The following is an 11,970-nucleotide window of genomic DNA, read 5'->3' as shown; positions in this document are numbered from 1 at the left end:
GATGTTATCCGAAAACCGCGTCACACTTTTTGGCATCATGCTCAAAACGGAAGGACAGTATCATGGCTTATGACGTCGTTATCATCGGATCGGGACCGGGCGGCTATGTCTGCGCCATCAAAGCGGCGCAGCTCGGGCTCAGGGTTGCGGTGATCGAGAAGAACGCAACCTTCGGCGGCACCTGCCTCAACATCGGCTGCATACCATCCAAGGCGCTGCTCCATGCTTCCGAGATGTTCGCCGAGGCCGGCCATTCCTTTGACACGCTCGGCGTCGAGATATCGGCGCCGAAATTGAACTTGACGAAGATGATGGCGCACAAGGATGCGACGGTGTCGTCGAACGTCAACGGCGTCGCCTTCCTGTTCAAGAAGAACAAGATCGACAGCTTTCGCGGCACCGGCAAGGTGGTCGCGGCCGGCAAGGTCTCGGTCACCTCCGAGGACGGTAGAGTCGAGGAGATCGAGACGAAGAACATCGTCATCGCCACCGGCTCGGACGTTGCGGGCATTCCCGGCGTCAAGGTCGACATCGACGAGAAGGTGATCGTGTCGTCGACCGGCGCATTGTCGCTGGACAAGGTGCCGGGCCATCTGGTGGTGGTCGGCGGCGGTGTCATCGGGCTCGAGCTCGGCTCGGTGTGGGCGCGGCTCGGCGCCAAGGTCACCGTGGTCGAATTCCTCGACACCATCCTGGGCGGCATGGACGGCGAGGTCTCCAAGCAGTTTCAGCGCTTGCTTTCAAAGCAGGGCTTTGAGTTCAAGCTCGGCGCCAAGGTCACCGGCGTCGCCAAGGCCAAGAAGGGTGCCACGGTCACCTTCGAGCCGGTCAAGGGCGGCGCCGCTGAGACCATCGAGGCCGATGCCGTGCTGATCGCCACCGGCCGCCGCGCCTATGCCGACAGTCTCGGGCTGAAGGAAGCCGGCGTCGAGGTCGACGAGCGCGGCCGGGTCAAGACCGACGGTCATCTCAAGACCAATGTCCCTGGCATCTATGCCATCGGCGATGTCATCGCCGGGCCGATGCTGGCGCACAAGGCCGAGGACGAGGGCGTGGCGGTAGCGGAAACCATTGCCGGCCAGGCCGGCCACGTGAATTATGACGTCATTCCGAGCGTCGTCTACACCAGCCCGGAAATCGCCTCGGTCGGCAAGACCGAGGAAGAGCTGAAGAAGGCCGGCATCGACTACAAGGTCGGAAAGTTCCCGTTCAGCGCCAATGGCCGGGCGCGCGCCATGCTGCACACGGACGGTTTTGTGAAGATCCTCGCCGACAAGACGAGCGACCGTGTGCTCGGCGTGCATATCGTCGGCTTCGGCGCCGGCGAGATGATCCACGAGGCGGCGGTGCTGATGGAGTTCGGAGGCTCGTCCGAGGATCTCGCCCGCACCTGCCACGCGCATCCGACGATGTCGGAGGCGATCAAGGAGGCGGCGCTGGCGACGTTCTTCAAGCCGATCCACATCTGAGGCGCTCCCGATGCGCCGGGTGGCTTGGCGCCAAGCCTCCAACGGCTAAAACAAAACGGCCCGCTTCTCAGCGGGCCGTTTGTATTTGATATCGAGCCGATCAGTTGGCCGGTGCGGCAGGAGCCGGCGCGGGTGCCGGGGCCGGAGCAGGAGCAGGTTCTGCGGGTGCAGGCGCGGCTGGGGCAGGCGCGGCCGGAGCAGGTGCTGCGGGAGCCGGTTCGGCTGGCTTCATCGGTTCTGCCGGTGCGGGCGCGGGGGCCGGCGTGCTGGCCGCCGGCGGCTCGGCTGGTGCCGGGTGCTCACCACTTCTTCCGAAAACATAATACGCGACAACCGCCAGAATAACGACGACCAGCGCAATCAGCCAGCCACTACCGCCGCCACCGCTCTGTTTGATGGTGGTGTTGGTGGTGTTGGGGTTGAACGGATCGTTTGGATTCGGTGCGTTCGCCATAAAAGTGTCCTCCGTGGATGAAAAAATATCAATCAACACCATTCAACGCGCAATCATTGAACTGGTTTCACGCTAGGGTTGGAAAACGCCAAAAACAAGGACAATCCTGCCTTTCCGCAGCCTGAACGGCGTCGTTTCGCCACGCAGCGCGCCAGGTTTGTGCCTGCTATGGTCGATTCAGAGGATTTTGCCATGACAAATCCCGCAGCACAGGTCGTTTCGAATCACTGGGATGCTCTCGCCGGAGCCCAGTTCGCCGACCGATATGTGCTGGTCACTGAAGGTCTTTCTTTAACCGCACTCGGCGCGGCGGAACGCGCCCTGGGGCGAACACCGCCCTGGATCGGCAGGCTCATGGCGCTGCGCAACCTTGCCGTCAGGCCATTCCGGCTGAAGACCGGCTTGGAACCTGCCGTGTTGCCGCACGGCCGGATCGGGATATTTCCGCTCATCAGCCAGATTCCCGGCAAGGTCGTGCTTGGCATGGACGACCGGCATCTCGATTTCCGTGTCGTGGTCGACGTCAGGGATCTTGGCATGGGCCGGCAGGAAGTGGCTGTATCGACGATCGTCAAGACGCACAATTGGCTCGGGCGGACCTATCTGGCGATCATCATGCCATTCCACCGGATCATCGTTCCGGCGATGCTGGCTCAGATCCTGGCCAAGTGAAGGTCAGTAAAGCTAAAGTCCAACAGGCGTGACGGTGTAACCTGCCTTGCGGAAATCCTCGACCAGGCCTTCGGGGCCGGGAAGGTGGAGGGCGCCGACCGCCATGAAGACGTTGCCCCTGGCAAGGATCGGTTCGGCACGCTCGACCATCACCTTGTTGCGGCTGGTGATCATGGTTTCCTCGAACGCCGCATAGCCCGCGGGGTCGTCCGTGCCTTCCGGCATGGCCACGCGAAACAGCGGCCAGAACATGCCGGTGTCGCCGCGCTGGTAGAGCACGATCATGGTTTCGTTGATGTCGTTGACCTTGTCGCCGAGCTTCAGCGTGTCGACGAGGCCCTTCATGTGAAATGCCAGCGGCAGCGAGGCCATGGCGCGCAACTGGCTTTCAGCCGTCTCCAATCCTTCCACCGGCTTGCCGGAAGCCTTTGCACCCTCCGCCAGCCTGACATCGAGCACCGGGGCGCCGCCGGATTGGCGGGCGAGTTCGCAGGCCGGCAGTGCCATCATCGCCGAAAGCATCCACGGCTTCATCTTGGCAACGGTCGCTGGCGGGATGCCGCGCGCGTCGAGCGCGGTGTTCATGGCCGCCGCATCGTCCGGCGACAGCAACGACGCCAGCGTCGTCGAATCGGTGAACATCATCAGGTCCGGCTCCTTGAGCATCGCGACCATCATCTTCTGCTTGTCGAGCACGTCGGTGGTTTCGATGACGATGGTGCCGGCGGCGTCATAGGCCTTCTGCGCATCCGGTGGCAGCGTGGTCACGCGCGGGTCCGTCATATGCATGGTGCCGAACAGGAAGGACGGCTTTTCGCCCGGCTTTTCCAGCTTCCACAACAGGCCTTTGCCGTTCGGCGTCGCGGCGGCTTCCGCTTCGATCTTGCGGTAGGTCGCCGGATCGTTCTTCTGCAAAGCCGACAGCATGTCGGCTCCGGTGCAGGTCGGAATTTCGGCATGCGCCCTGCCGGCCGCGAACAGCAAGACGGCAAGGAAAGACAGGAAAAACAGGACGTTGAGCGCAACAAGCAGCTTCAGCGATATGGACGCTGCGCGGTCGGCGATGGCTATGACGCGTTTCATGAGCCTCTTCTAGGACCGAAAAGCGGCAAAACGGTTAATCGGTACTGCGAAATTAAAGGGTTCATGCCCGCGGATGCGCCGATTCGTAAATTTCGAGCAGTCTTGAGGTGTCGACGCCGGTGTAGATCTGCGTCGTCGACAGGCTGGCGTGGCCGAGTAGTTCCTGGATGGTGCGCAGGTCGCCGCCGCGCCCGAGCAGATGCGTGGCGAAGGAATGGCGCAGCGCATGCGGCGTCGCGGTATCGGGCAGGTTGAGCGCCGAGCGCAGTTTGGCCATGTCGCGCTGGACGATGGCCGGGTTTAGCGGGCCGCCGCGGGCGCCGCGAAACAGCAGGCCCTTGGGGTCGAGATGATAGGGGCAGAGCCGGCGATATTCGGCGATTGCGCGCAGCGCCACCGGCAGCACCGGCACCAGGCGCGTCTTGCCGCCCTTGCCGGTAACGCGCAGCACCGTGTCGGTCGCCGACGCCAGATCGGTGCCGGCCAGGCCGAGCGCCTCGGAAATGCGCAGGCCGGAGCCGTAGAGCAGTGTCAGCACGGCGGCGTTGCGGGCCGCGATCCAGGGTTCTTCCGCCAATTGGCCTTCGATTGACACGACATGCTTGGCGTCACTCGCCGTCAGCGGCTTGGGCAGCGATTTGGGTTGGCGCGGTGCGCGCAGTGCTGCCGCACCCGCCGCATTGGCGAGGCCGCGCCGCTCGAGGAAACGCAGCAGCGATCGGATGCCGGCCAGCCCGCGGCCAAGTGTGCGAGCACCGGCGCCGGCGTTGCGCCGCGCCGCGAGGAAGCCGCGCAGATCGGCCGGGCGCAGATTGGCAATGTCCGAAATACCGGGCGGACCGCCGCAATGGCCGGTGAGGAAATGCAGGAATTGGCGCGTGTCGCGCTCATAGGCTTCGACTGTCGCCGGCGACAGCCGACGTTCTCGCGCGAGCATCTTCAGCCAGCTTTCGCGCGCCGCCTGGAGATCGCGTTTGGCCGGGATGAGGAATTCCTGCATGGCGGCATTTTCGAGTATTCGGGTTAGGAAGCGGTGAAGAGCCCGTCATTGAAATGACAGCCGCGTGGGGTTAGAGCAGGCCAAAGGATATTTCGCCATGAGCAAGCTCCAGAACCCTGTCCAGATGGCCGTGATCGGCGCAGCCCATGGCATCAAGGGCGAATTGCGGGTGAAGACCTTCACCGGTGAGCCGCTGGCGCTGGCCGATTACGGGCCACTCTACGCCCGGGACGGCCGCGCCTTCCAGATCGTCGACATCAGGCCCGCCAACACCGTCGTCGTGGTCCGCTTCAAGGGCGTTTCCGACCGCAACGCGGCCGAGGCGCTGGCCGGCACGGAGCTGTTCGTCGACCGTTCGATGCTGCCGGACGATGGCGAGGAAGATGAATTCTATCATGCCGACCTCGTCGGCCTCGAAGTCCGCGACGACACGGCTGCCGTGCTTGGCAAGGTGGTCGCGGTGCACAATTTCGGCGGCGGCGACATTCTCGATGTGACGCTGGGCGGGCGCAAGGGCGTGCTGATCCCGTTCACGCAGGCCGCGGTGCCACAAGTGTCCATCGCCGATGGCTTCGTCCGCGTCGATCCGGCGGCAGCCGGGCTGGTCGAGGACGAGGATGGCGATGGCCCGCGTGAGGAAGACTTCGACCCGAAGGGCAGGCCGCGCGGACCGAGCGATGCCGGGGGCAACCGGTGAGTTTTTCCGCTTCGGTGCTGACGCTTTACCCCGAAATGTTCCCGGGTGCGCTTGGCGTCTCGCTGGCCGGGCGGGCGCTCGAGGCCGGGACGTGGTCGCTGGAAGCGATCCAGATCCGCGACTTCGCCACCGACCGCCATCGCACCGTCGACGACACGCCCGCCGGCGGCGGCGCCGGCATGGTGATGCGCGCCGACGTGTTGGCGAAAGCCATCGACCATGCTTCGCCCGAAGGCGATCTGCGGCCACGCCTGCTGATGAGCCCGCGCGGCAAGCCGCTAACCCAGGTCCGCGTGCGCGAACTGGCCGCAGGGCCGGGCGCCATCATCCTGTGCGGCCGCTTCGAAGGCGTCGACCAGCGGGTGATCGACGCGCGGAGATTGGAGGAAGTCTCCATCGGCGATTTCATCCTGTCGGGTGGCGAGCCGGCGGCGCTCGTGCTGCTCGACGCCGTGGTGCGGCTGTTGCCCGGCGTGATGGGCAACGCGGTATCGGGCGAGGAAGAGAGCTTTGAAAACGGCTTGCTCGAACATCCGCACTATACGCGGCCGCAGGAATTCGAGGGCCGCGAGATTCCCGAGGTGCTGATTTCGGGCAATCACAGGAAGATTGCCGCCTGGCGGCGCGCGGAGTCAGAGAAGCTGACAGCCGAGAGGCGTCCGGACCTGCTTGCCGCTGCTCAGCCCTTGGCGAAATAGTAGAAGGCCAAAAACAGGCCGACGGCGACGACAAAGCCGCGCACCGCGTTCTGTGGCACGCGCTTGGCGATCCAGACGCCGGCATAGCCGCCCAGCGCGCCGCCCGGGATCATGATGATCGCCTGCGGCCAGGCGACGACGCCGCCCGAGACGAAGACGACGATCGCGACAGCGGCGATGACCATGGCAAGCATGTTCTTCAGCGCGTTCAGCCGGTGATAGTCGCCGGCCTGGGTCAGGCCGAGCGTCGCCAGCATCATCACGCCCATGCCGGCACCAAAGAAGCCGCCATAGATGGCGGTGACGAACTGCGCCAGGGAACCGGCCAGCGAGCCCACCGCCACTTCCCGTCCCGGCTTTGGCGCCGGCTTCAGCCAGGGGCCGGCGGCAAACAGGGCCGTCGCGGCCAGCAACAGCCACGGCACCAGGGCGCGAAACGACGGATTGTCGAGCGCCAGCAGGATCAGCGCACCGGCCAGCGCGCCGACCGCCGAGATCAGGCACAGCAGCAGCGCGCCGCGCCAGAAATGCCTGATATCGGCCGAGTAGGCGAGGGTCGAAGTGATGTAGCCTGGAAACTGCGTCACCGAGGAGGTGGCGTTGGCGACGATCGGCGGCAGGCCGACAAGGGTCATGGCGCCGAAGGTGATGAAGGTGCCGCCACCGGCGACCGCATTGGCGGCGCCTGACAGAAAGCCTGCCAGAAACAGCAGGATGGCATCGAAGACAGACATGGAATGCGGCCGCTCAAAACTGTGTTATTTCCAGGCTTAGAAAGCCTGAACGACCGGCGCAACCCGGCACGGCAGGATTACGATGGTGCCATGCGAGCAGAAATTGCGCTGCCAAGGCGTGACAAGTGAGCGAAATAGCTGTATGTGCCCGCCCGTACCGGCCAGAAAGAATCTGCCGGACCCGTCAACAATGACGGTGTAGTCGCCCCTGCCTGATGTTTCGAAGACAAATGTCTTGGAGACAAAAGGCATAGCCAAGCGGTCAATGGAACTGCAAGGCGAGTGTCGGACGCTCTGACTGTCGGAAGAACAAGAAGTGGACTTTTGAGATGGATATTCTCCGTCAGCTCGAGGCCGAACAGGCCGCCAAGATCGAAGCCAAGCGCAAGCTTCCCGAATTCCAGCCCGGCGACACCGTGCGCGTCCAGGTCCGCGTGACCGAGGGCACCCGCACCCGCGTTCAGGCCTATGAGGGCGTCGTTATCGCCCGCGCCGGCGCCGGCTTCCAGGAGAACTTCACGGTTCGCAAGATTTCCTACGGTGAAGGCGTCGAGCGCGTGTTCCCGGTCTACTCACCGATGGTTGAAGGCGTCGAAATCGTTCGCCGCGGCAAGGTGCGTCGCGCCAAGCTCTACTACCTGCGCGATCGTCGCGGCAAATCGGCCCGTATTTCGGAAAACACCGGCGTGCGCGCCCGCAAGCTGAACGATGAGGAGCGCGATGCGCTGAACGCCGAGAAGGCCCGCATCGAGGCCGAGAAGGTGGCAGCAGCCGAGGCCCTGGCCGTCGAGAAGGCCGCTCAGGACGCCGCCGAGAAGAAGGCCGCTGCCGAGGCAGCTGAAGCCGCAAAGGCAACCGAAGCAGCCACCGCCGAATAAATTTTCGGCGAGCAAGTTTGAAAAGGCGGCTTCGGCCGCCTTTTTTCGTTTCCGGAAGCTGGCTGGCGGAAAGTCGGCGGTTGACTCGATTTATATCGTGTACTAAATAATCGTGCACGATTTAAATGGAGAAATGAAATGCCTGCATTGTATTCTACCCAAGCCCGCGCCGTCGGCGGCCGCGCCGGCCATGTCCAGAGCGACGATGGCTTGCTCAGCCTCGACCTTGCCATGCCCAAGGAGCTTGGCGGCAAGGGTGGCGCCACCAATCCCGAGCAGCTTTTCGCCGCCGGCTATGCCGCCTGCTTCGAAAGCGCCATGCGCTTCATCGCCGGCAAGCAGAAACTGTCGCTGCAGGATGCCTCGGTGACGGCCAATGTCAGCCTGCACAGCAATGCACAGGGCGGATTTGTGCTCGACGTTTCGCTCGCGGCGGAAACAAAAGGTCTTGATCAGGCGGCGGCAGAAGCGCTTGTATCGGCAGCGCACCAGGTTTGCCCCTATTCCAACGCCATCAAGGGCAACATCGAGGTGGCACTTTCGGCCAAGGCGCTTCCGGCAAAGGCAGCATGACGACGAAGCAGACAAGCGATGTCATCGACGTCCCGGCGGATTTCGCCGGGATACCGAAGCTCGACGACCAGATCTGCTTCGCGCTCTATTCGGCAAGCGGGCTGATGACAAAGCTCTACCGGCCCTTGCTCGAACCGCTCGGCCTCACCTATCCGCAATATCTGGCGATGATGGCGCTGTGGGAGCAAGCGCCGCGTACGGTGGGGGGGCTCGGCGAAGCGCTGGGTCTCGATTCGGCGACACTGACGCCGCTGCTCAAACGGCTGGAGGCGGGCGGCTTCCTTACCCGCCGGCGCGACGCGGCCGACGAGCGCCGGGTGCTTCTGGAACTGACAGCCAAGGGACAGGCGCTGCGCGAGCCCGCCAAAGGCGTTGCTGTCCAGATACTCTGCCAATTTCCCCGCCTCAGCGCGGCCGAGTTGGATGGCCTGCACCACATCCTGGCCAAGCTCATCGCCGGGCTGCGCGAGACGGACGTAGAGGCACCGGCGGACTGACCACGGTCAAGGCACGGATCGTTCCCGGAATCTTCTGATTGAGAGCATTGGAATCCGATTTCGCTCCCGGCGACACAGCGGACCGTCTTGCATGGCGCTTGCGGAAAGCTAAAGTCGGCGTCGGATTTTCCTGCAAGCCCGGCCATGCCCGGGCGCTTTCAATTTCCGGGGAGTGTGTCATGACCAAATCGAAACTGCTGCTGGCAGGCCTGCTTGCCCTCGTCCTGGTGCCCGTTGCCGCCTTTGCGCAGGCGCTGCCCGATCTCGGCGGCAAAAAGGTGGTGGTTGTGACCGAAAACGCCTATCCGCCGCTGCAGTTCATCGATGCCAAGACCGGCAAGCAGATCGGCTGGGAATATGACGCTATGAACGAGATCGCCAAGCGGCTGAATTTCGCCGTCGAATACCAGAACACGTCCTGGGACGCGATGATCCAGGCGGTTTCCGACAACCAGTACAACATCGGCATGACCGGCATCACCATCAAGGATGACCGCAAGGAAAAGGTGGATTTCTCCGACCCCTATATGCGCTCGGAACAGTTCATGCTGGTGCGCGGCGATGAGAGCCGCTTCACCGACGCCAAGACCTTCGGCGCCTTCAAGGACGGGCTGATCGGCGCGCAGGCCGGCACCACGCCCTTCTACACCGCCGTCTACAGCGTGCTCGACGGCAACGAGCAGAACCCGCGCATCAAGCTGTTCGAGACGTTCGGCGCGACGGTGCAGGCGCTGAAATCAGGCGATGTCGATGTTGTTTTGACCGATGGCACCGCCGGCAAAGGCTATGTCGACGCCTCCGAAGGCAAGCTGAAACTGATCGGCGGGCCGCTCGGCACCGAGGATTTCGGTTTCATTTTCCCGAAGGGTTCAGACCTGGTGAAGCCGGTCAACGCGGCAATCGCCGCGTTGAAGGCGGATGGGACGCTCGATGCGCTGAACAAGAAGTGGTTTCTTGATTACAAGATGGGGCAGTAGGCCATCTTGTTCAGAGGGGTGCGTTCGCACGAATTCGTTCCGACCTTGCGCCAGGGTGCCCCCCTCTGTCCTGCCGGACATCTCCCCCTCAAGGGGCGAGATTGGCAGCTAGGCCGACAGCGTCCTTCATTGAACGTTGGTGATTGGCGAAAGCCGAAGCGACATCCAATCTCCCCCCTTGAGGGGGAGATGCCTGGCAAGGCAGAGGGGGGTGCCTTGGCGCCGTGCCAGACAGATGTCAGTCTCGTTGACGTTCCCTGATGGCCGCGCCCGCCTCGCCCAAATCCGATTTCCCCTGGTGGTTGGCCGTTGCGATCGTGCTTGCCATCGTCGCCGCGCTCTACATTGCCACCAGCAACCTCTACGCCCAGGTCTTCGCCACGGTCGCCAAGGGCATCGGCGTCACCATCTTCGTCACCGTGATCGCCTTCGTGCTGGCCTCAGCCATTGGTCTCGGCATCGCGTTGATGGGAATGTCCGGTTCGCGCTGGCTGCGCCAGATCGCGCGCTTCTACGTCGAGATCATCCGCGGCGTGCCGATCCTGGTGCTTCTGTTCTGGATCGCCTTTGCCGGCGCGCCGGCCTTCGTCGCGGCCTGGAACGCACTGACCGCGCCGCTGCAAAGCGCCGGCCTGTTCGGCGAGCTTTTGGTGCGCGACGTGTCGCTGCTCTGGCGCGCCATCATGGCGCTGACCATCGGCTATTCGGCTTTCATCTCGGAGGTTTTCCGGGCCGGCATCCAGTCGGTGGAGAAAGGCCAGATCGAGGCAGCGAAGGCGCTTGGGCTGACCCGCGCGCAGCGTTTCCGGCTGATCGTGTTCCCACAGGCGATCCGCACCATCCTGCCGCCGCTCGGCAATGATTTCGTCGCGCTGGTCAAGGATTCCTCGCTGGTCTCGGTGCTCGGCGTGGCCGACATCACGCAGATGGGCAAGGTCTACGCCGCCGGCTCCTTTCGCTTCTTCGAGACCTATTCGATAACAGCCTATATCTATCTCATCCTGACCGTCGGCCTGTCGCTGGCGCTCAGGGCGCTGGAGCGGCGGCTGCGCCGCCAGCACGAGGAATAGTCTTTCGGCCAAGGCAGCGCTACGATCCCCGAGCATTCCCGTTGAGGAGGTCCCATGATCGTCGACAAAGCCAATGCGGCACTGGATTCCGTCTATACGGCCGACACGCCGGAAGCGCTTGAAGGGGCCTATGCCGCATGGGCTGCGACCTATGACAGCGAGACCGCCTCGCTCGGCTACCTCCTGCCTTTCCTGATCACCGCCTGGGTGGCGCGCCATGTGCCGGCGGGCGAGGGCCCCTTGCTCGACGCTGGCTGCGGCACCGGCCTGTCGGGACCGTCGCTGAAGGCGGTCGGCTACAGCGACATTGCCGGGCTCGACCTCTCGGACGATATGCTGAAGATCGCCGGTGGCCGCAATGCCTACAGCGAGCTGAAACAGGCGATGCTGGGCGCGACGCTACCGTGGCCGGACGGGTATTTCCGCGCCTTCTTCTCGACCGGCGTGTTCACCATCAGCCATGCGCCGGCGTCAGGCCTGCACGAGCTGGTGCGCATCACCCGCAAAGGCGGCCACGCCATCTTCACCGTGCGCGACCAGGTGTTCGAAAGCGGCAGCTTTCAGGCCGTGTTCGACGAGCTGGAGCAGGCCGGCAAATGGCGGCATGTCGAGGAAAGCCCGTGGTTCCGCTGCTATGCGATCGCCGAGCCCGATGCGCTGGTGAAGACCTTTGTGTTTGAGGTGCTCTGAGCGGCGAGTTCGCCGGCCTTGGCACCTTTCCTCTCCCTCCGGAGGGGGGAGAGGTGGCGCTGCGAAGCAGCGACGGAGTGGGGGAAGGCGTCCGCCAAACGCAGCGCCGTATGACAAGCACAACCAGGCGGGCAAGAAAACTCAGGCAAGCGGTAATCAGGGGAAGCATTGCTTCGATGAAAGGTCGACCCCCACTCCGTCGAGCTTCGCTCGACACCTCTCCCCCGATCGACGGGGGAGAGGAAAGGCGCGAGTTCGCCGACCTTGGTGCCCCTAACGAACCCAAGTTCTGCGAAGACACGCCGCAATTGCCGAAAACCCAAAACATTGGTATGAGCCACCCCATGGAAGAGCTTTTTGGCGATCCGGCCTACAAGGGGTTCGTGCTGCAGGACAGAAAACGCCTGCCGTCGCGCTTCTCCGCGCGCGTCAGCGGCGCACTGACCAGCCGACTTCGCTGATCCCTGCCGGTCGGCCG

The 11,970-nt window shown here is 63.7% G+C and carries 15 protein-coding genes; 11 read left to right on the top strand and 4 right to left on the bottom strand.

What is annotated here, in order from left to right; translation table 11 throughout:
* The first annotated feature begins 29 nt into the window (after positions 1–29).
* Positions 30–1,469, top strand: a complete 1,440-nt coding sequence (gene lpdA, locus EOA16_RS21775) for a dihydrolipoyl dehydrogenase (protein WP_281035914.1) — start codon at positions 30–32, stop codon at positions 1,467–1,469.
* A gap of 100 nt (positions 1,470–1,569) precedes the next feature.
* Here lpdA and EOA16_RS32930 read toward each other — a convergent pair whose 3' ends face one another.
* Positions 1,570–1,923, bottom strand: coding sequence for a hypothetical protein (locus tag EOA16_RS32930; protein WP_206517358.1), 354 nt, complete (start codon positions 1,921–1,923; stop codon positions 1,570–1,572).
* A gap of 192 nt (positions 1,924–2,115) precedes the next feature.
* Here EOA16_RS32930 and EOA16_RS21765 point away from each other — a divergent pair, with 192 nt between their 5' ends.
* Positions 2,116–2,595 (top strand): DUF2867 domain-containing protein, encoded by a 480-nt coding sequence (locus EOA16_RS21765; RefSeq protein WP_164754351.1) that lies wholly within the window; start codon positions 2,116–2,118, stop codon positions 2,593–2,595.
* 12 nt (positions 2,596–2,607) lie between these two features.
* Here EOA16_RS21765 and EOA16_RS21760 read toward each other — a convergent pair whose 3' ends face one another.
* Both EOA16_RS21760 and EOA16_RS21755 read right to left on the bottom strand, forming a co-directional pair.
* On the bottom strand, positions 2,608–3,678 hold the full coding sequence (locus tag EOA16_RS21760; RefSeq protein ID WP_127260107.1) for a TraB/GumN family protein: 1,071 nt from the start codon (positions 3,676–3,678) through the stop codon (positions 2,608–2,610).
* A 61-nt stretch (positions 3,679–3,739) separates the two neighbouring features.
* Positions 3,740–4,678 carry a tyrosine recombinase XerC gene (locus EOA16_RS21755; protein WP_127260106.1) on the bottom strand — a complete coding sequence of 313 codons (939 nt, stop codon included), beginning with the start codon at positions 4,676–4,678 and terminating at the stop codon, positions 3,740–3,742.
* A 97-nt stretch (positions 4,679–4,775) separates the two neighbouring features.
* On the opposite strand from EOA16_RS21755, the gene rimM reads away from it, so the two are divergent.
* Together rimM and trmD are read left to right on the top strand one after the other, a co-directional pair.
* Positions 4,776–5,375 carry a ribosome maturation factor RimM gene (gene rimM, locus EOA16_RS21750; RefSeq protein ID WP_127260105.1) on the top strand — a complete coding sequence of 200 codons (600 nt, stop codon included), beginning with the start codon at positions 4,776–4,778 and terminating at the stop codon, positions 5,373–5,375.
* Positions 5,372–6,073, top strand: coding sequence for a tRNA (guanosine(37)-N1)-methyltransferase TrmD (gene trmD / locus EOA16_RS21745; protein WP_127260104.1), 702 nt, complete (start codon positions 5,372–5,374; stop codon positions 6,071–6,073). The genes rimM and trmD overlap by 4 nt, the downstream gene beginning before the upstream one ends.
* Here trmD and EOA16_RS21740 read toward each other — a convergent pair.
* Positions 6,055–6,807 (bottom strand): sulfite exporter TauE/SafE family protein, encoded by a 753-nt coding sequence (locus tag EOA16_RS21740; RefSeq protein ID WP_127260103.1) that lies wholly within the window; start codon positions 6,805–6,807, stop codon positions 6,055–6,057. The genes trmD and EOA16_RS21740 overlap by 19 nt on opposite strands.
* A gap of 329 nt (positions 6,808–7,136) precedes the next feature.
* Here EOA16_RS21740 and rplS point away from each other — a divergent pair, with 329 nt between their 5' ends.
* The 7 genes from rplS to EOA16_RS32925 all read left to right on the top strand — a co-directional run bounded on the left by rplS (position 7,137) and on the right by EOA16_RS32925 (position 11,953).
* Positions 7,137–7,685: a 50S ribosomal protein L19 gene (gene rplS / locus EOA16_RS21730; protein WP_127260102.1), complete on the top strand. Its 549-nt coding sequence runs from the start codon at positions 7,137–7,139 to the stop codon at positions 7,683–7,685.
* Between the two features lie 138 nt (positions 7,686–7,823).
* Positions 7,824–8,258: an organic hydroperoxide resistance protein gene (locus tag EOA16_RS21725; protein WP_127260101.1), complete on the top strand. Its 435-nt coding sequence runs from the start codon at positions 7,824–7,826 to the stop codon at positions 8,256–8,258.
* A complete protein-coding gene (locus EOA16_RS21720; protein WP_127260100.1) occupies positions 8,255–8,755 on the top strand; it encodes a MarR family transcriptional regulator in 501 nt (166 codons plus the stop codon). The genes EOA16_RS21725 and EOA16_RS21720 overlap by 4 nt, the downstream gene beginning before the upstream one ends.
* A 179-nt stretch (positions 8,756–8,934) precedes the next feature.
* Positions 8,935–9,732: a transporter substrate-binding domain-containing protein gene (locus tag EOA16_RS21715; RefSeq protein WP_027037423.1), complete on the top strand. Its 798-nt coding sequence runs from the start codon at positions 8,935–8,937 to the stop codon at positions 9,730–9,732.
* Between the two features lie 260 nt (positions 9,733–9,992).
* On the top strand, positions 9,993–10,802 hold the full coding sequence (locus tag EOA16_RS21710) for an amino acid ABC transporter permease (protein ID WP_127260099.1): 810 nt from the start codon (positions 9,993–9,995) through the stop codon (positions 10,800–10,802).
* 54 nt (positions 10,803–10,856) lie between these two features.
* Positions 10,857–11,492 (top strand): class I SAM-dependent methyltransferase, encoded by a 636-nt coding sequence (locus tag EOA16_RS21705; RefSeq protein WP_127260098.1) that lies wholly within the window; start codon positions 10,857–10,859, stop codon positions 11,490–11,492.
* A 176-nt stretch (positions 11,493–11,668) separates the two neighbouring features.
* Positions 11,669–11,953 carry a hypothetical protein gene (locus EOA16_RS32925; protein WP_206517361.1) on the top strand — a complete coding sequence of 95 codons (285 nt, stop codon included), beginning with the start codon at positions 11,669–11,671 and terminating at the stop codon, positions 11,951–11,953.
* Positions 11,954–11,970 lie beyond the last annotated feature (17 nt).

It is taken from the genome of Mesorhizobium sp. M7A.F.Ca.US.008.03.1.1 (assembly GCF_003997495.1).
Taxonomy (GTDB): Bacteria; Pseudomonadota; Alphaproteobacteria; order Rhizobiales; family Rhizobiaceae; genus Mesorhizobium.
Note: the sequence above shows the minus strand (reverse complement) of the source record. Positions and strands in the feature narration are given on the sequence as shown.

Excerpts from the sequence above, each read along its gene's own strand:
- EOA16_RS32930 (WP_206517358.1), bottom strand. The coding sequence starts at position 1,923 with ATGGCGAACGCACCGAATCCAAACGATCCGTTCAACCCCAACACCACC.
- EOA16_RS21765 (WP_164754351.1), top strand. The coding sequence starts at position 2,116 with ATGACAAATCCCGCAGCACAGGTCGTTTCGAATCACTGGGATGCTCTC.
- EOA16_RS21760 (WP_127260107.1), bottom strand. The coding sequence starts at position 3,678 with ATGAAACGCGTCATAGCCATCGCCGACCGCGCAGCGTCCATATCGCTG.
- EOA16_RS21755 (WP_127260106.1), bottom strand. The coding sequence starts at position 4,678 with ATGCAGGAATTCCTCATCCCGGCCAAACGCGATCTCCAGGCGGCGCGC.
- rimM (WP_127260105.1), top strand. The coding sequence starts at position 4,776 with ATGAGCAAGCTCCAGAACCCTGTCCAGATGGCCGTGATCGGCGCAGCC.
- EOA16_RS21740 (WP_127260103.1), bottom strand. The coding sequence starts at position 6,807 with ATGTCTGTCTTCGATGCCATCCTGCTGTTTCTGGCAGGCTTTCTGTCA.
- rplS (WP_127260102.1), top strand. The coding sequence starts at position 7,137 with ATGGATATTCTCCGTCAGCTCGAGGCCGAACAGGCCGCCAAGATCGAA.
- EOA16_RS21725 (WP_127260101.1), top strand. The coding sequence starts at position 7,824 with ATGCCTGCATTGTATTCTACCCAAGCCCGCGCCGTCGGCGGCCGCGCC.
- EOA16_RS21720 (WP_127260100.1), top strand. The coding sequence starts at position 8,255 with ATGACGACGAAGCAGACAAGCGATGTCATCGACGTCCCGGCGGATTTC.
- EOA16_RS21715 (WP_027037423.1), top strand. The coding sequence starts at position 8,935 with ATGACCAAATCGAAACTGCTGCTGGCAGGCCTGCTTGCCCTCGTCCTG.
- EOA16_RS21710 (WP_127260099.1), top strand. The coding sequence starts at position 9,993 with ATGGCCGCGCCCGCCTCGCCCAAATCCGATTTCCCCTGGTGGTTGGCC.
- EOA16_RS21705 (WP_127260098.1), top strand. The coding sequence starts at position 10,857 with ATGATCGTCGACAAAGCCAATGCGGCACTGGATTCCGTCTATACGGCC.
- EOA16_RS32925 (WP_206517361.1), top strand. The coding sequence starts at position 11,669 with ATGAAAGGTCGACCCCCACTCCGTCGAGCTTCGCTCGACACCTCTCCC.